Genomic DNA, 17,843 nt, shown 5'->3' with positions numbered 1-17,843 from the left:
AGGCCCCTTCGCGCCCGCCCCAGGACCGGCACCCGAGGGAAAGGAGGACCCACTGATGTGCGGGCTCTGCGGGGAGATCCGATTCGACGGCGGGCAGCCGGACATCGCGGCGCTGGAACGCATGACCGACCGGCTCGCACCGCGCGGCCCCGACGGACGCGGCCTGTGGTCCCAGGGGCCCGTGGCCCTCGGGCACCGCCGGCTGAAGATCATCGACCTGTCGGACAGCGGCGCCCAGCCCATGACCGACCCGCGCGCCCGTCTCACCGGCGTCTTCAACGGCTGCGTGTACAACTACCGCGAGCTGCGGGACGAACTGCACGCGCTCGGCCACCGCTTCCACTCGCAGTCCGACACCGAGGTGGTGCTCAAGGCCTACCGGCAGTGGGGCACCGGCTGCGTCGAGCGCTTCCACGGCATGTTCGCCTTCGTGATCGTCGAGCAGGACACCGGGCGCGTCGTCCTGGCCCGCGACCGGCTGGGCATCAAGCCCCTCTACCTCTCCGGCACGGGAGAACGCCTGCGGTTCGCCTCCTCCCTGCCCGCGCTGCTCGCGGCCGGCGGCGTGGACACCTCGCTGGATCCCGTCGCACTGCACCAGTACCTCAGCTGGCACGCCACCGTAGCCGCGCCCCACACCGTACTCAAGGGCGTGCGCAAGCTGCCCCCGGCCACGGTGCGGGTCGTCGAGCCCGACGGCACCCACCACGATCACCGCTACTGGCATCCCGTCCACACCCGCCGCCCCGAGTACGCCGGCCTCGGCGCCGACGACTGGACCGACGCCGTACTGGACGCCCTGCGCACCGCCGTACGCCGCCGCATGGTCGCCGACGTGCCGGTCGGAGTGCTGCTCTCGGGCGGCCTGGACTCCAGCCTGATCGTGGCCCTGCTGGCCGGCGAGGGCCAGGAGGACCTCGCGACCTTCAGCGTCGGCTTCGAGTCCGAGGGCGACGAGGAGGGCGACGAGTTCCACTACTCCGACCTCGTGGCCCGGCACTTCGACACCCGCCACCACCAGCTGATGGTTCCCTCCGACCGGGTCGCCGGCGCCCTGGACGGGGCGGTCCGCGCCATGAGCGAGCCCATGATGAGCCATGACGTGGTGGCCTTCCACCTGCTGTCCGAGCAGGTGGCCAAGGAGGTCAAGGTCGTGCAGAGCGGCCAGGGCGCCGACGAGGTGTTCGCCGGTTACGACTGGTACGCGCGGATGGCGGACGTGCCGCGCCCGCGCGCCGCCGAGGCCTACATCGACACCTACTTCGACCGCTCGCACGCCGAGCTCGCGGCCGTCGTCCACCCCGACCTGCTGCCCGACCACGACGTCTCCGCCGAGTTCGTGCGCGCGCACATGGCGGCCGAGGGCGCCGAGACGGCGCTCGACGCCGATCTCCGTCTCGACACGCTCGTGATGATGGTCGACGACCCGGTCAAGCGCGTCGACAACATGACGATGGACTGGGGCCTGGAGGCCAGGGTGCCGTTCCTCGACCACGAACTGGTCGAACTGGCCGCCGCCTGCCCGCCCGAGCTGAAGCTCGCGGACGGCGGCAAGGGCGTCCTGAAGGCCGTCGGCCGCAGGGTCCTGCCGCGCCAGGTCGTCGACCGGCCCAAGGGCTACTTCCCCGTCCCGGCGATCAAGCACATGGCCGGGCCCGTCCTCCAGCGGGTCCGCGAGACCCTCACCGCCCCCGAGGCCAGGGCCCGCGGCGTCTTCCGCGAGGAGTACGTCGCCGAGCTGCTCGCCGCACCCAACGCGCACCGGACCAGGCGAGGGGCGAACACACTGTGGCAGCTGGCGCTGCTGGAGACATGGCTGCAGACGCACGGGATCCGCTGACCGCCATGGGGGCGGGCACCCCGGCCGCACCACGCGCCCTCCCCGCACCGGAGGCGGTGCCGCTCGCCGACACCTCGACGCCGTACGACGTGCCGCCCCCGGCCGTCCACGGCTGCTGGTACCCCTCGGTGGACCCCGGCGGGCGGTACGTCGCCTTCATCTGCGACCGCGCCGGGGTGCCGCAGCTGTGGACCGGCCCGGTGGACGGCGAGGAGGTGCGCCTGCTCGACGCCGACCCCCATCCGGTCACGGAGGTGTCCTGGTCCCCGGACGGACGCTGGATCGCCTACACCGCGGCTCCGGACGGCGGCGAACTCACCCGCGTCCTGTGCGTACGCCCCGACGGCAGCGGGCGGCACCTGCTGGCCGGTGGCGAACCGGGCACCTCCGCGCGCCTCGGCTGCTGGCAGCACGACGGTTCGGCGGTCGCGGTGACCGTCACCGAATCCGCCCCGCCCGGGCGGGCGCCCGCGCACCCCGGCCCGGCGGGCGCCGCCCGCCGGGCCGGCCGCGACGGCCGGGCCGTACTGCTGGACCCCGGCGACGTACGGCGCGCGCCCGAAGAGGCCGTCCGGGCCGGGCGGTCGCCGTCGGCCGAGGAGCTGGAACCGAGGAGCCTGTCCGCGTATCTCGTCGACCCCGAGGGCGTGGCCGCGCCCGTGCTGCTGGTGAGCGAACGCGGTGCGGCCAACCAGCGCGTGTGCGACCTCAGCCGGGACGGCGGGCTCGCCCTGGTGTACCGGGGTCCTCGAGGACGCCGGGAGGCCCTCGTCGTCCGCACCGGCGACGGCGCGGTGACCTGCGCGCTGCCGGTCGCCGACGGCGACCCGTGGGTCGGCGGCTTCTCGCCCGACGCCGGCACGCTGTGGCTGCGCAGCGACGGCGGCCGGGAGCGCGCCGCCCTCGTCGCCGCGCACCTCGATCCGCGGGGGCGTCTGCTCGGTACGACGGTGGCCGCCGAGCGCCCCGACTGCGACCTGGAGCTGCTCGCCCTGGGCCGGGACGGGCGGCGCGCGGTGCTGGCCTGGAACGTGCGCGGAGTGAGCGAACTGGAGGTGACCGAGCTGACCGCGGCCGTGCCGGCGGACGGCGGACCGGACGGCGCCCCGCCGTCACGGCCCGCCTCGGCCGGTGCCGCGCGGACCGTCGCCCTGCCCCACGAGGTGGTCACCCGCATCGCGCCCACCGCCGACCCCGACGCCCCCGTCGTCGCGCTGTCCGGGTCCCGGCGCCACCCCGGAGTGTGGTGGCTGCCGCACGGACAGCCCCTGCGCACCCCATGGTCCTCGCGCGAGGAGGACGCGTTCCCCGAAGGCCGCACGCCCGTGCGGCCGATGCCCATGAGTCCCGTGGCCCGCGACGGCCTCGTCCTGGGCGGCTGGTACTACCGCGCCCCGGGCCGCTCGCCCGGCGAACCGGCGCCGTGCGTCCTGCACCTGCACGGCGGACCGGAGGAACAGGAACGCCCGGTGCTCGAACCGCTCTACCTCGAACTGCTCGGCAGGGGACTGGACGTGTTCGCGCCCGACGTCCGCGGCTCGTCCGGCCACGGCCGCTCCTTCGTCGACGCGGACCTGGGCGCCGGGCGCTTCGACGCGATCAACGACGTCGCGGACTGCGCGGCGCACGTGATGGTGCAGGGCCTCGCGGACCCCCGGCGGATGGCCGTGATGGGCCGGTCGTACGGCGGCTACCTGGTGATGGCGTCCCTGGTGTGGCACCCGGACCTGTTCCGCACGGGTGTGGCGGTCTGCGGCATGTCGGACCTCACCACCTTCTTCGCCGGGACCGAACCCTGGATCGCCCAGTCCGCCGCCCACAAGTACGGACATCCGGAACACGACCGGGAACTCCTGCGCGCGCTGTCGCCGATGAGCCGCGTCGATGCCCTGCGGGCCCCGGTGCTCGCCGTGCACGGCGAGCACGACACCAACGTGCCTCCGGGTGAGTCGGAGCAGTTCGTCCGGGCCGCCAGGGAGCGCGGGCTGGAAGCGGAATGCCTGCTGCTGCGCCACGAGGGCCACGACTTCCGCCGCCTCGACAACCGCCGCCTGTTCCGTCGGAGGGCCGCCGACTGGCTGGAACGGCACCTGGCGGACTGAGACGTCCGAGCCACCTGTCACACTTCAGTGGCGTGCGGGGGAGCGATGAGGGTAGTCGCGCGGTGTGATCGGTGAGTGAGGGCGGACCGGATGGAACCAGTTCCAGTCGACGAGGGGGACACGGTGCCGGGGGCATCCCGGCTGCGGGCTTCGTACACCCTGGACGAGGACGGCACCTGGATAGCCCAGGCGCGTCATCTCGCCGCCGCGTTCCTGACCCGGGCGCGGGCGGAGGACGGCCTGCCGGTGTCGACCCGCGCGGTGGAGGTCACCCAGCTCGTGGTCAGCGAACTGGTCACCAACGCCCGCAAGTACGCGCCGGGCCAGGTCGGCCTCGACCTGCGGGTCGCCGGCGACATCGTCGAGGTGATCGTCCGGGACGGCAACCCCGCGCCGCCGGTGGCCCGGGACGCGGACCCCGGCCGGGTGGGCCAGCACGGACTGGAGATCGTGATGGCCGTCGCCCTGGCCCTGGACGTACGGCAGGAGCCGACCGGCAAGAGCATCACGGCCCGCATCTCGCTCCTCGCCTGAGCCCGCCGGGCCGCGCGGCTCACCCGCCGTCCCGGGCCGGCAGGGGCTGTTCGGTCCGGATGACCTTGCCGTTCGCCGTGTACCGCGTGCCCCGGCGTTCGGCGAACCGGGCGACCAGGAACAGTCCGCGTCCGCCCTCGTCCGTGGCGGTCGCCCGGCGCAGGTGCGGGGAGGTGCTGCTGCCGTCGGACACCTCGCAGATGAGGGCGCGGTCGCGGATGAGCCGCACCCGGACGGGCGGCGAGGCGTGGCGGACGGCGTTGGTGACCGGCTCGCTGACGATCAGCTCCGTGACGAAGGACTCCTCCTCCAGACCCCAGCCGGCCAGCGTCCGGGTGACCACCGGAGGCGGACGCGTCGCCGCGCCGCTGCCGGGCCCGCTGTCCGAAGGCGGCGGCACGGCCGGAACAATGGGGTCGCCGGTGCGGTTCTCACCGGTGGACGACGCAGGACACGTGGGAGAAGGGCGAGACGAAGATGACGACGAACGAGGAGAGGGCGCTGCTCGCGGGCGGCTGCTTCTGGGGCATGCAGGAGCTGATCCGCACGTTCCCGGGTGTGCTGACCACCCGGGTGGGCTACAGCGGCGGCGACGTGCCGAACGCGACGTACCGCGACCACGGCACCCACGCCGAGTCGATCGAGATCACCTACGACCCCGCCGTCACCGACTACCGCACGGTCCTGGAGTACTTCTTCCAGATCCACGACCCGAGCACGAAGAACCGGCAGGGCAACGACATCGGCACGAGCTACCGCTCCGCCATCTTCTACCTCGACGACGAGCAGAAGCGCGTCGCCGAGGAGACGATCGCCGATGTGAACGCCTCGGGGCTGTGGCCGGGCCCCGTGGTGACCGAGGTCGTGCCGGCCGGTCCGTTCTGGGAGGCCGAGCCGGAGCACCAGGACTACCTCCAGCGTTACCCGGACGGCTACACCTGCCACTTCCCGCGGCCCGGCTGGCGCCTGCCGAAGCGCGCGCAGGCCTGACCGGACGCCCGCCCCGGCCCGCAGGGGGCCGGGGCGGGCGGGGCCGGTCAGCCGAACTGGCCGGGCCGGTAGTCGCCGGCGGGCTGCCGGTTGATGACGTTGATGCGGTTGTAGGCGTTGATGACGGCGATCAGCGAGACGAGGGCCACGAGCTGGTCCTCGTCGTAGTGCTCGGCGGCGTTCGCCCAGGCCTCGTCGCCGACGCCACCGGCCGCGTCGGCGAGCCGGGTGCCCTGCTCGGTGAGCTCCAGGGCGGCGCGCTCCGCCTCCGTGAAGACCGTGGCCTCCCGCCAGGCGGCGACCAGGTGGAGCCGGACCGGCGTCTCCCCGGCCGCGGCGGCGTCCTTGGTGTGCATGTCGGTGCAGAAGCCGCAGCCGTTGATCTGGCTGGCGCGGATCTTCACCAGCTCCTGGGTGGCGTGCGGCAGTCCGGAGTCCGTCACCGCCCCGCCCGCCGAGTTGATGTGCTTGAGCACCTTGGCCGCTAGGGGGTGGGCGAAGAAGTCGAGACGCGCTTCCATGATGTCCTCCTGGTCCGTTCTCGTGATGACACCGCACTGACGGACGGGCTCCGCCCGGTGTGACCGGACGGGAGTGTGACCTACGTCTCTCTGTCGGGCGGCGTCGCGCAGCGTGCCGCTCCCGGGGCACCGGACGACCGATAGCCTGGCCGGATGGACGGGGAGCGGAGCGTCGGTGAGTGAGCGTCGGGAACGCGACTGGACGGACATGACGCCCGGGGACTTCGACCTCGACGCCCCGCTGTGCCTCAACGTGGGAACCGGCCCCGTCGTGGTGCCGGCCGAGCCGGACGAGTACGGCACGGCGCCGCTGTTCGGGGAGGAGGCCCCGGCCCGGGGCCCCGGACCGCGCCGTACCCCGCGCCGGACCGCCCCCGACGACAGGCAGGGACAGCTGTTCTGAACCCGGCGCGGGGCGCCGTCGCGCTCGGGGGGACCGCGTGACCTCGGACGGGACGGTGTCCGTCCCCGGGGCGGGCGGGCCCGTGCCGTCGGACGCGCCGTCGCGGTGGCCGCCGAGCGCCCACGCCCCGTGTCCGTTCGCCCCCGCCGCGGGCGGCCTCCCGGTCCGGGACGGCTCGGGTCGCGGACGCCGCACCCGGGACTCCGCGTCCCGGACGGCCCGATCGCTTCGTGCGTCCCGTGCGCCGGCCTTCCGCCGGTACGACGGACATGCGCGCGGGCCGGGCCGAATCCGCATGCCTTGACCGCCGGGCCGGGGGTACGCGGGCGGGGCGGCCGGATCCGGAGGGCGGAGCGGGGAGGGAAGTGCGGGTGTGCCAAGGCACGGGGCGCGGTGCTCCGGGGCGGGGATGTCACCCCATCGGCGGGTGCCCGCTGCGGGGGCGTGCCCGCCGTGAGACGTTGGCGGCACCCGATGCCCTTTTCGAGCGTTTCGCCTTTCCCGGGTCGCCCGCAGTCGGCAACCGAACGCACGGCCACCCGTCCGTGGCCGGTCCTGAAGCGGAGGAGTATCACTTCATGAGCGAGGCCAACCCCGTCAAGCGGGCAGCGAAGAAGATCACCGAAAAGCTGCAGGACGACGGATCGGCCCCGGCCGACGGCATCCCCGGACGGCCGGGCCCCCAGCCGCCGTCCCTGGCCGAGCCGACCGAGCCCCGCGAGCCGCTGCCGCCGAAGCCGGACCAGAGCGGCCCGGCCACCGTGTCGCCCACCGGCCAGCCCACCGGCGCGGACCAGGCCAGGGTGGCGCAGTCCGGGAGCTATCTGACCAACGCGCAGGGCACCCGGCTGTACGACACCGACCACTCGCTCAAGGCGGGTCCGCGCGGCCCCGTACTGCTCCAGGACCACCACCTGCGCGAGAAGATCATGCACTTCGACCACGAGCGCATCCCGGAGCGCGTGGTCCACGCCCGCGGCGCGGGCGCGCACGGGGTCTTCCAGAGCTACGGCACGGCGTCGTCCGTGACCAAGGCGGGGTTCCTCGCCCCGGACGTCGAGACGCCGGTGTTCGTACGGTTCTCCACCGTGGTCGGCTCGCGCGGATCCGCCGACACCGTGCGCGACACCCGCGGTTTCGCCACGAAGTTCTACACCAGCGAGGGCGTCTTCGACCTGGTCGGCAACAACATCCCGGTCTTCTTCATCCAGGACGCCATCAAGTTCCCCGACGTCGTCCACGCCGCGAAGCCGCACCCCGACAGGGAGATCCCGCAGGCGCAGAGCGCGCACGACACCTTCTGGGACTTCGTCTCCCTGCACACCGAGGCGACCCACCACACCCTCTTCTTCATGGGCGACCGCGGCATCCCGCGCTCCTACCGGATGATGGAGGGCTTCGGCGTCCACACCTTCCGGCTGGTCGACGCCGAGGGCGGCACGACGCTGGTGAAGTTCCACTGGAAGCCCAAGCTGGGGGTGCACTCCCTGGTGTGGGACGAGGCGCAGACGATCAACGGCGTCGACCCGGACTTCCACCGGCGGGACCTCGCCGACGCCATCGAGGCGGGCGCCTACCCGCAGTGGGAGCTGGGCATCCAGACCTTCCCCGACACCCCGGAGCAGACCTTCGAGGGCATCGACCTGCTGGACCCGACGAACATCGTGCCCGAGGAACTCGCCCCGGTGCAGCCGATCGGGCTGATGACCCTCAACCGGAACCCGTCCAACTTCTTCGCCGAGACGGAGCAGGTCGCCTTCCACGTCGGTCACCTCGTGCCCGGCATCGACGTCACCGACGACCCGCTGCTCGCGGGACGGCTGTTCTCGTACCTGGACACGCAGATCACGCGTCTGGGCGGCCCCAACTTCCCGCAGCTGCCGATCAACCGGCCGCACGCGCCGGTCAACGACATGCTGCGCGACGGCATGCACCAGACGGCCGTGCACCGGGGTGTGGCCCCCTACCGGCCCAACTCCCTCGACGGCGGCTGCCCGTTCACCGCGGGCGCGGACATGAGCGCGTTCGTCGAGGCGCCGGTGCGCATCCCGGAGGCGTCGAAGGTGCGCGAGGCGCCGGAGTCGTTCGCGGACCACTTCAGCCAGCCCCGCCGGTTCTGGCTGAGCATGAGCCCGGTGGAGCGCGAGCACATCATCGGCGCCTACACCTTCGAGCTGGGCAAGTGCTACGAACAGGCCGTCAAGGAACGGACCCTCCAGGTCCTGGCCAACATCGACCCCGAGCTGTGCGCCGGTGTCGCCGAAGGGCTCGGCCTGCCCGCGCCGAAGCCCACCGTGCCGCTCGCCGACGTCGAACCGAGCCCGGCCCTCTCGCAGATCGGGCGGACCTGGCCGGTGGACGGGCGCGTCATCGGCATCGTGGCCGGCCCGGACGGCGACCTCGACGGCGTCCGCGCGGTGCGCGACGCGGTGCTCGAAGCGGGCATGGTCCCCCTGGTCGTGGCGCCGACCGGCGGCACGCTCGGCCCGGAGGGCTCGGCCCTGACGGTCCAGCGCACCTACGTCACCGCGCGTTCCGTCGAGTTCGACGCCGTACTGCTGGCCGGGGTGCCGGCCATGGGCGACGACATGCCCGGCGCGCGCGACGGCAAGGGCGCGCCCTCCGCCGCACGGCGGACGGCGGCCGACCCGCGGATCGGGCTGCTGCTGACCGAGGCGTTCCGGCACGGCAAGGCGATCGGCGCGTGGGCGGGCGGCGAGGCGGCCCTCGAAGCGGCCGGCGTCCCCACCGACGCCCCCGGCATCGTGGTCGCCGACTCCGGCTCCGCCGTCCTCGGCCGGGTCCGCGAGCTGCTGGCCTCGCACCGCGTCTGGGAACGCTTCACGGCCCAGGCCTGATACCCGGCACCGGCAGCCGGGGAGCATGTCCCCCCTCCCTCGTACGGGGTCCCGCACGAGGGAGGGGGAGGACGCGGGCGGATACCCCGCGGTCGCACCGGACGACGTGCTGCCGGCGCCCGTGCGGCCGTGCGGGAGCGCGGCCGGGCGTACGGGCGGCCGGTTCGGCGCCGTCCGTGGCGGGAGCACGTGCCGTCCGCCGCTCGGGCGGGAGCCGGTGACCCGCGGTCCGGTCGGCCGCGGTGTGCCGTCCGGTCGCCGTACAGTGGGAGGACGGCCGGTTTCCGACGGAACCGGTCGGCGGGCACTCGTACCGCATCCCCGCCCCGGAATCCGGTCAGGACATGCGCCACCACCTTCCCCCGTCCCACGGCCCGCAGGAGCCGCTCTTCGGTCTCGACGCGCTGCCGGTGGCACCGGCGGCCGAACCCGCGCCGTCCGCTCCCGCCTTCCGGGACTCCGCGCAGGCGCGTCGGCTTCTCGCGATCCGGGAGATCCACGCCGAACCGGCCGCCGCCGCCTCGTCCCGCGGGCGGCAGATCCTCGCCCGGTTCCCCGGGGCCCGGCTGATCGAGACCGACTCCCACTGGCGCGTCCCCGAACTGCACGGCAACGAGGGCAGCGCCGACCGCTGGATGCGGATCAAGCGCGAGACCCTCGTGCTGGGCGTGAAGAAGACGCTCACCACCCGCCCCAACGGCCGCTCCGCCGACTGGATCGCCCCCGGCCCGTCCAACGGCTGCGCCCTGTCCTGCGTGTACTGCTACGTACCCCGCCGCAAGGGCTTCGCCAATCCGATCACCCTCTTCACCAACATCGACCGGATCATCGGCCACCTCGGCCGCCACGTCGCCGCCCAGGGCCCCAAACCGGAGCCCAACCAGTGCGACCCCGAGGCATGGGTGTACGACATCGGGGAGAACGGCGACTGCTCCGTCGACGCCCTCGTCTGCGACAACACCGCCGACCTGGTGCGCGCCTTCCGCGACTGGCCCACCGCGAAGGCCTCCTTCGCGACCAAGTTCGTCAACCCCGACCTGCTGGGGCTCGACCCGCGCGGCCGCACCCGCATCCGGTTCTCGGTGATGCCGCCCGACGACTCACGCCTGCTGGACCTGCGCACCAGCCCGGTCGACCGGCGGATCGCCGCCGCCGCGGACTTCCTCGACGCCGGGTACGAGGTGCACTTCAACCTCTCACCCGTCGTCGTCCGCCCCGGCTGGCAGGACGCCTGGGCCGGGCTGCTGCGGCACATGGACGACGTACTGCCGCAGCGCGTGAAGCGGCAGGCCCGCGCCGAGGTCATCATGCTCACCCACAACGCGGACCTGCACGAGGTCAACCTCCGCTGGCATCCGCGCGGCGAGGACGTGCTGTGGCAGCCCGCCGCGCAGGAGACCAAGCGCTCCCAGAACGGCGCCCTCAACCTCCGCTACCGGGCCGACATCAAGCGCCGCGCCCTCGCGGACCTGCGGGAACTGGTCACCCGGCACACACCGTGGCTGGATATCCGCTACGCCTTCTGACGGACCGCCAGAGCCCGTTCCGGCCTTCTCGCAGGTCACCCCCTGATAACGAGAGTTAAGGGTAGGCTAACCTTGCCTCGTGATCCCTGCTGAAGAGGCGGCCCCGGGCCCGCGCGGCCATCAACTGTCGGCCACCGATGTGACCGTGGCGTACGACGGCGCCGACGTCGTGCACGACGCGGCGCTGACCCTGCGCCCCGGCGAAGTGACCGCCCTGGTGGGCCCGAACGGCAGCGGCAAGTCGACCCTGCTGCGCACCGTGGCCCGGCTGCAACGGCCGCGGAGCGCCACGCTCACGATCGACGCCGGCACCGACGCGCTGGCCCTCGGCCCCCGGGAGTTCTCCCGCCGCGTCGCCCTGCTGCTCCAGGGGCGCCCCACCCCCAGCGGTCTCAGCGTGCGGGACGTCGTCGAGTTCGGCCGCTACCCGCACCGCGGCCGGTGGGGCGGCACGGACCCCGGCGGCCGCGCCGCCGTGGACCGCGCCCTCGCCCTCACCGGCGTCGCCGAACTCGCCGGGCGCGGAGCCGAACACCTCTCCGGAGGACAGCTCCAGCGCGTGTGGCTGGCCGGCTGTCTCGCCCAGGAGACCGGCGTCCTCCTCCTCGACGAACCGACCACCTACCTGGACCTGCGCTACCAGGTCGAACTCCTCGACCTCATGCGCGACCTGGCCGACGAGCACGGCATCGCCGTCGGCGTCGTCCTGCACGACCTCGACCAGGCGGCGGCCGTCGCCGACCGGATCGTGCTCCTCGCGGCCGGACGCGTCGTCGCCGAGGGCCTGCCCGAGGACGTCCTCACCCCGGAGCGCCTGACCGAGGTCTACGGCATCCGGATCGAGGTCGACACCGACCCCCTCACCGGCCTGCTGCGCACCCGCGCCGTCGGCCGTCACCACACCCGAAGCGAAAGGCTCGGCACCACCTCATGAGACGCCTCCTGCTCACCGCGCCCCTGGCCACCGCCGCCGCCCTCCTGCTGGCGGCCTGCGGCACCACCGAACCCGCCGCCGACGACGCCGGCGCCAAGGAGTCCGCGCAGGCCATCACCCTCACCGACGCCACCGGCGCGAAGGTGGAACTCGACGGCCCCGCCGAGAAGGTCGTCGGCACCGAGTGGAACGTCGTCGAGCACCTGGTCTCCCTCGGCGTCGACCCGGTGGGCGTCGCCGACGTCAAGGGCTACACGGCCTGGGACGCCGCCGTCCCGCTCAAGAACGAGCCCACGGACATCGGCACCCGCGGCGAGCCCAGCATGGACACCATCGCCTCGCTCAAGCCCGACCTCATCGTCGCCACCACCGACCTGCAGCCCGACGCCGTCAAGCAGTTGCGCAAGGTCGCCCCGGTCCTGGAGGTGAAGCCCGCCGACGCCGCCGACCCGATCGGGCAGATGCTGAAGAACGTCGACCTCATCGCCGAGGCCACCGGCACCACCGAGCGCGCGGCCACGCTGAAGAAGGACTTCGACGCCAAGCTCGCCGAGGGGCAGAAGGCCCTCGCCGACGCCGGTCTGGACGGCGCGGAGATCGCCTTCGCCGACGGCTACGTCGCCTCCAACCAGGTCTCCGTACGCCCCTACACCTCCGGTTCGCTGATCGGCGCCGTCAACGAGCGGCTCGGACTGAAGAACGCCTGGAAGCAGAAGGGCGACGAGGCCTACGGCCTGGCCGCCACCGACGTCGAGGGACTGACCGGCCTGGGCAAGGTGCACTTCGCCTACATCGGCAACGACGGCGACGCCGCCAGCGACCCCTTCGGCAAGGAGCTCGCCGACAACTCGGTGTGGAAGTCCCTGCCGTTCGTGAAGTCCGGTGACGTCCACCGGCTGGACGACGGCATCTGGATGTTCGGCGGCACCGGCTCGATGGAGGCGTACGCCGACTCCCTCGTCGCCTCGCTGACGAAGTAGCGCGATGGCCGTCACCGCCACCACTCCCACCGTCCGTCCGGCGACGGTGTCGTCCCGGACGGGCGCGGCCGCGGTGACGACCGCGCTCGTGCTCCTGGTCGCGGCCCTCGCCGTCGTCGACATCACCCAGGGCACCGCCGCGGTCGGCCCGGCCGAGGTCCTCAAGGCCCTCACCGGCCGAGCCGACCCGGCCGACGCGTCCGTCGTCATCGCCTCACGGCTGCCCCGGATGACCGCCGGGCTCCTCGTGGGCGCGGCCCTCGGCATGGCCGGCGTCGCCCTGCAGGCCGTCAGCCGCAACGTCCTGGCCTCCCCGGACACCCTCGCCGTCAACGCGGGCTCCTACTTCGCCCTCGGCATCGCCGCCGTCACCGGCGTGTCCCTGCCGCTGCTCGCCTCCTCGGGCATCGCCTTCGCCGGCGGGCTCGCGGCGGCGGCCGTCGTCCTCGGACTGTCGGGGCTCGGCGCCGGCACCGTACGGCTGGTGCTCGCCGGCACCGCGCTCGCCCTCGGGCTCACCGCCGTCACCGAAGGGCTGCTCCTGCTGTTCCCGCAGCAGACCGAGGGCCTCTACCAGTGGAACCAGGGCAACATCGGCCAGAACGGCTTCGACGGTGTCCTCCAGATGCTGCCCGTCGCCGTCGTCGGACTCGCCGGCCTGCTGCTCATCGCCCGCCGGGTCGACGCCCTCGCCCTCGGCGACGACGCGGCCCGCGGACTCGGCGTCCCGGTACGGGCCACCCGCGTCACGGCCGTCGTCCTGGCGACCCTGCTCTCCGCGGCGGCCGTCACCCTGGCCGGCCCGATCGGCTTCGTCGGCCTGTGCGCCCCGGCCCTCGCCCGCCCGCTCGCCCGCCGGGCCCGGGGGCTGCGGAGGCTGCGGGCGGGCGTGCCGGTCGCGGGCCTCGTCGGCGCCGCGCTGGTGCTCGGCGCGGACGTGCTGCTGCGCGCGTTCGTCGACGCGGACACCGCGGTCGCCGTTCCCACCGGCGTGGTCACCAGCCTCGTCGGTGCGGCGTTCCTGGTGGTGATGGCGGCCCGGCTCCGCGACACCGCCGGTGCCGCCGCGCCGGACGGACTGCGCATCCGCAGCCGCGCCGTCTTCCTCACCACGCTCACCGCGCTGTCGGTCGTCCTGGTCGGCGTCGCCGTCGCCGCCGTCCTGCTGGGCGACAGCAAGCTGCTCCTGGGCGACGTGGTCAACTGGGCGCAGGGCAGGGCGGGCAGGACCGTCTCCTTCGTGCTGGACACCCGTATGCCCCGGGTGTCCGCCGCGCTCCTCGCCGGAGCGGCCCTCGCGCTGGCCGGCACCCTGGTGCAGGCCGTCACCCGCAACCCACTGGCGGAACCCGCCGTCCTGGGCGTCTCCGGCGGCGGCGCGCTCGGCGCGGTGGTCCTCGTGACGACGGTCCCCGCCGCCGGGGGGTGGGGCGTCGCCGGGGCGGCCTTCGCGGGATCCGCGGCCACCGCGGTCGTCGTGTTCGGCCTCGCCGCCCGCGGGGGGTACCAGCAGAACCGGCTGGTGCTCGTCGGCATCGGCACCGCGACCGCGACGACTGCCCTGATCAGTCTGCTGATCGTGCTCACCGACCCGTTCAACGCGACCAAGGCCCTCACCTGGCTGTCGGGCTCCACGTACGGCCGGACCATGCCCGACGTCCTGCCCCTCGCGGCCGTCCTCGCGGTCGGCGTCGCGGTGGCCGGCGTACGGCACAGGGAACTCGACCTGGTCTCCCTCGACGAGGACACCCCCCGGCTGCTCGGCCTCGACCTGGCGCGCGGGAGACTGGGATTCCTCGTCCTAGGCGTGCTGCTCAGCGCCACCGCCGTCGCCGCCGCGGGAACCGTCGGCTTCGTCGGCCTGGTCGCCCCGCACGCGGCGCGCGCCCTCGTCGGACGGCGGCACACCCGCGTCCTGCCGGTCGCGCTGCTCCTCGGCGCCGTACTGGTGTGCACGGCCGACCTGCTGGGCCGCACCGTGATCGCCCCCGCCCAGCTGGGTGCCGGCCTGATGACGGCCGTGATCGGAACGCCGTACTTCCTGTACGTGCTGGTGCGCAGCCGCCGGTAGTCCGCGCGGGCCGGCGGCCCGCCGCCGGCCCGTCGGGACGGCCGGCGGCGGGCCCGGCCGAAGGCCTCGACGGCCTGGCGGCACGTCCACGGGGTGCTGTCGCAGGCGGTCTTTGGGGCGCCGCCGCAGCCGTTGCGGACGCGCTCGGGGTCCTCGTGGGAGGCACTGCCGAGCCGTGCCCTGCCCGCGCTGGACGCGCCCGCGGCCTTGTCGCCGCGGCGCCGGGACGCGCGCTCAGCTCCGCGCGGTACGGGGCGGCCGGTACGTCCATTCCCGGTCCGCGTCGGTGATCGGCCGCAGTACACGGGCCGGGGTTCCGGCGACGACCGTCATCGGCGGCACGTCGGAGGTCACCGCACTGCCCGCGCCGACGACCGAGCCCCGCCCGACGGTCACCCCGGGCAGGATCACCGCGCCGGCCCCGACCCACACGTCGCCCTCGATGCGCACCGGCGCCGAGAACTGGCCGCCGTCCCGGCGCAGTTCGGGGTGGACGGGATGACCGGTGGTGCTGACGGTCACATGGGGCGCGAACATCACGCGGTCGCCGACGAAGACCTCGACGTCGTCGACCAGGGTGAGGCCGAAGTTGACGTACACGTCGTCGCCGAGGTGCACGTGCCGGCCGTAGGCGACGTACAACGGCGGTTCGATCCACACGCCCCGGCCCACCGAGCCGAGCAGTTCGCCCAGCAGGGCGCGGCGGGCCTCCTCGTCGCGCGGTCCGGTGGCGTTGTACTCGGCGGCGAGCTCCTTGCCGCGCAGTCGCTCCTCCTCGAGGCGCTCGAGACCGGGTGCCGAGTCGGTGTACAGCTCGTGGGCCGCCATGCGGCGGCGTACCTCGCGCTCGGCGCCGTCGTCCTGTGCCACTGGTTCTCCCCGGGTGTCGTGGAAGCGGCCCGGCCGCACCACCGGGCGGGTGGTGCGGCCGGGCCGGGCGGATCGGTCAGTCCGTGACGTCCGTGACCGTCCAGCGCTGGTTGGAACCGGAGTTGGGCTGCCACGTCGTGACCGCGGCGCCCTCGTGCGTGGCCTGCCCGCCGACCTCGAGGAGGCGTCCGGTGGCCGCGTTGACCAGGGTCCAGGTGCCGTCGCCCGTGGTCGACATGATCCACTCGGCGGCCGGGTCCCGCTCGCCGGTGTGGGGCTCCGCCACCGGCACGTCGTCCCGTACGGCGAGCCGGTGGCCGTCCACCGGGCTGGTGAACTCGTAGCGCTCGCGCACGCCGCCGTCGGGACGCACCGCGCTCAGCCGCCACCGCTGGGAGGCGGAGCCGTCGCCGGCACCGATCACGAGCTTCGTGCCGTCGTCCGCGACGGTGACCGCCTTGCCGCTCTGCACGCCGGTGAGTGTGTAGGTGCGGCCCTTGCGCAGCAGCGGGGCGTCCTCCGCGACGCCGGAGACGCCCTTGACGACGAAGGACGTCACCGACTGGGCGGGCACGGTGAAGGTGGCCGCGCGGCCGGTGACCCTGATGGCCCCGTGCCGCTCCAGCTTGCCGTCGGCGCTGGTCACGACGGGCGTGACGGTCGCGTTCCGGCTGATGTGGCGGAACTTGGACAGGTCGACGGTGACGTCGCGCGCCCCGGTGGTGCTGTTGACGTGGACGAGTGAGGCGCCCTTGCCGTTCTGCGTCACCGCCGCCGCGCTGGAGGTGTCGTCCACCTTGATCAGCCGGTCGCCGGGCTTGATGAAGTGGGTGAAGTTGCGGGCCGTGTCGAACTTGGTGTTCGTGCGGATCGGGCAGGTCTCGAGGGTGTCCTCGGCGGTGCAGCCGAAGGGGAGCTGGATCTCGCCCCAGTTGCCGCCCTTGGCGGACTCCCCGCCCGGCTTCATGTTGTCGTGGTCCTCGACCGGCTGCCAGAACACCCAGGCACGCGGCTCCAGTTCACGCAGGTCGTCGACGATGCGCTGGGCGAGGCCGAGACCGGGGCGCATGTCCGTGAAGCTCTGCCCGTCGCCCCAGTCGCCCTCGACCTCGCTCATCCACAGCGGCTTGTCCTCGGCCTTGGCTATGTCGCGCACGGTGGTGCGCTGACCGGTGCCGTAGGTGTGGACGTTCATCCGGCCGACGAGGTCACGCGCCTCGGGCGAGTAGGCGTTCCAGTTCTGCGCGAAGAGGGAGGGGTTGGTCTCGTCCATCGCGGAGATCTCCGCCTTGGTCCTCGCCTTCCTCAGCGCCGGGGCGAGCGCGTGCAGCACCTTCTCCTGGAGCCCGGGGCCGATGTGGGCGCCCTCCTGGCGTCCGCCGACGGGTTCGCCGTCCGCGCCGAGGCGGGTGCTCCAGTAGTTGGTGTTCGGCTCGTTGAAGGGGTCGACGGTGTCGACCTCGATGCCGTGCGCCTTCTCCAGCCGCTTGGTGGCGCCCGCCAGGTAGGCGGCGAAGTCGTCGACCGACCCGGTCTTCAGCTGGTCGGCGGTGGCGTCGAACCCGCCGGACACGTAACCGCTGACGGTCATGAACCAGGGCGGGGAGTTGCTGAAGGTCTCCCAGTGGGTGATGTCCTTCTTGATGCGGTCCACCCACCACCGCTGGGTGGCGTCGGCGTCCTCGTTCCAGTCGGCGGGGTCCTCGGCGTCCCACCAGTCGGTGTCCTCGCGGGTGGTGCCCGCGGGCGCCTTCCACCAGCCCTCCACGGCTCCGCCCGCACGGAGGTAGTCCTTGACGTCGGGGGCGTTGCCGCCGCCGACGTTGTACCGGGCGATGTTCAGGGCGAGGCCGTCGTCGCCGAACAGGAGCCGTGCGAGCTTCTCGCGGATCTCCGGCGGGTAGTCGCCGGTGGCGTTGGCGAACCAGACCAGGCTGGTGCCCCAGCCCTCGAACTCCTCCTGCTGGTAGGAGGGGTCCGGCCGGACGGTGACGGAGGGGAGGTCCGCGGCCTGGGCGGCGGACGTCGGCCCGGGGATCAGGGCGGCCCCGGTGGCCAGGGCGGCGGTGAGCCCGGCGGCCGTGAGGAGCCGTCTGTTGCGGGTGCGGCGTGCCATCGTGTGCTCCCAACATGAGGTGTGTGGTCGCGCTCGTGGACCCTCCTGCCGCACCGGCGGCCGGCGGGAGGGGACGGCCCCCGGAACGGGTGCGTGCC

At 73.7% G+C, this 17,843-nt stretch carries 13 protein-coding genes and 1 pseudogene; 10 read left to right on the top strand and 4 right to left on the bottom strand.

All coding sequences use genetic code 11. The features are described 5' to 3' along the window. Positions 1 to 55 precede the first annotated feature (55 nt). From ACFY3N_RS24470 to ACFY3N_RS24460, 3 genes are all read left to right on the top strand, one after another. Positions 56 to 1,840 carry an N-acetylglutaminylglutamine amidotransferase gene (locus ACFY3N_RS24470; protein ID WP_390818849.1) on the top strand — a complete coding sequence of 595 codons (1,785 nt, stop codon included), beginning with the start codon at positions 56 to 58 and terminating at the stop codon, positions 1,838 to 1,840. Then, complete coding sequence (locus ACFY3N_RS24465) at positions 1,813 to 3,942, top strand: prolyl oligopeptidase family serine peptidase (protein WP_390818848.1); 2,130 nt, start codon at positions 1,813 to 1,815, stop codon at positions 3,940 to 3,942. The genes ACFY3N_RS24470 and ACFY3N_RS24465 overlap by 28 nt, the downstream gene beginning before the upstream one ends. A 90-nt stretch (positions 3,943 to 4,032) precedes the next feature. Further along, a complete protein-coding gene (locus ACFY3N_RS24460) occupies positions 4,033 to 4,476 on the top strand; it encodes an ATP-binding protein (RefSeq protein ID WP_390818847.1) in 444 nt (147 codons plus the stop codon). 19 nt (positions 4,477 to 4,495) lie between these two features. Here ACFY3N_RS24460 and ACFY3N_RS24455 read toward each other — a convergent pair. Then, positions 4,496 to 4,816 (bottom strand): annotated as a pseudogene (locus ACFY3N_RS24455) (ATP-binding protein); the annotation flags it as partial. Between the two features lie 137 nt (positions 4,817 to 4,953). On the opposite strand from ACFY3N_RS24455, the gene msrA reads away from it, so the two are divergent. Further along, positions 4,954 to 5,466 (top strand): peptide-methionine (S)-S-oxide reductase MsrA, encoded by a 513-nt coding sequence (msrA, locus tag ACFY3N_RS24450; protein ID WP_390818846.1) that lies wholly within the window; start codon positions 4,954 to 4,956, stop codon positions 5,464 to 5,466. A gap of 47 nt (positions 5,467 to 5,513) precedes the next feature. Here msrA and ACFY3N_RS24445 read toward each other — a convergent pair whose 3' ends face one another. After that, a complete protein-coding gene (locus ACFY3N_RS24445) occupies positions 5,514 to 5,987 on the bottom strand; it encodes a carboxymuconolactone decarboxylase family protein (RefSeq protein WP_390818845.1) in 474 nt (157 codons plus the stop codon). 175 nt (positions 5,988 to 6,162) lie between these two features. On the opposite strand from ACFY3N_RS24445, the gene ACFY3N_RS24440 reads away from it, so the two are divergent. The 6 genes from ACFY3N_RS24440 to ACFY3N_RS24415 all read left to right on the top strand — a co-directional run bounded on the left by ACFY3N_RS24440 (position 6,163) and on the right by ACFY3N_RS24415 (position 14,759). Beyond that, on the top strand, positions 6,163 to 6,390 hold the full coding sequence (locus ACFY3N_RS24440; RefSeq protein WP_390818844.1) for a hypothetical protein: 228 nt from the start codon (positions 6,163 to 6,165) through the stop codon (positions 6,388 to 6,390). Positions 6,391 to 6,968: 578 nt separating this feature from the next. Next, positions 6,969 to 9,248, top strand: coding sequence for a catalase (locus tag ACFY3N_RS24435; protein ID WP_390818843.1), 2,280 nt, complete (start codon positions 6,969 to 6,971; stop codon positions 9,246 to 9,248). A gap of 344 nt (positions 9,249 to 9,592) precedes the next feature. After that, complete coding sequence (locus ACFY3N_RS24430) at positions 9,593 to 10,774, top strand: spore photoproduct lyase family protein (protein WP_390818842.1); 1,182 nt, start codon at positions 9,593 to 9,595, stop codon at positions 10,772 to 10,774. Positions 10,775 to 10,853: 79 nt separating this feature from the next. Continuing rightward, positions 10,854 to 11,708 (top strand): ABC transporter ATP-binding protein, encoded by an 855-nt coding sequence (locus tag ACFY3N_RS24425; RefSeq protein WP_390818841.1) that lies wholly within the window; start codon positions 10,854 to 10,856, stop codon positions 11,706 to 11,708. Further along, positions 11,705 to 12,688, top strand: coding sequence for an ABC transporter substrate-binding protein (locus ACFY3N_RS24420; protein WP_390818840.1), 984 nt, complete (start codon positions 11,705 to 11,707; stop codon positions 12,686 to 12,688). The genes ACFY3N_RS24425 and ACFY3N_RS24420 overlap by 4 nt, the downstream gene beginning before the upstream one ends. 4 nt (positions 12,689 to 12,692) lie before the next feature. Continuing rightward, positions 12,693 to 14,759, top strand: a complete 2,067-nt coding sequence (locus ACFY3N_RS24415; RefSeq protein WP_390818839.1) for an iron ABC transporter permease — start codon at positions 12,693 to 12,695, stop codon at positions 14,757 to 14,759. A 234-nt stretch (positions 14,760 to 14,993) separates the two neighbouring features. Here ACFY3N_RS24415 and ACFY3N_RS24410 read toward each other — a convergent pair whose 3' ends face one another. Both ACFY3N_RS24410 and ACFY3N_RS24405 read right to left on the bottom strand, forming a co-directional pair. Further along, positions 14,994 to 15,629, bottom strand: coding sequence for a sugar O-acetyltransferase (locus tag ACFY3N_RS24410; RefSeq protein ID WP_390818838.1), 636 nt, complete (start codon positions 15,627 to 15,629; stop codon positions 14,994 to 14,996). Between the two features lie 76 nt (positions 15,630 to 15,705). Continuing rightward, positions 15,706 to 17,745, bottom strand: a complete 2,040-nt coding sequence (locus ACFY3N_RS24405) for an RICIN domain-containing protein (RefSeq protein WP_390818837.1) — start codon at positions 17,743 to 17,745, stop codon at positions 15,706 to 15,708. Positions 17,746 to 17,843: the final 98 nt, after the last annotated feature.

It is taken from the genome of Streptomyces sp. NPDC000348 (assembly GCF_042898795.1).
Lineage (GTDB): Bacteria > Actinomycetota > Actinomycetes > Streptomycetales > Streptomycetaceae > Streptomyces.
This window is presented reverse-complemented; position numbering and strand designations above follow the sequence as displayed.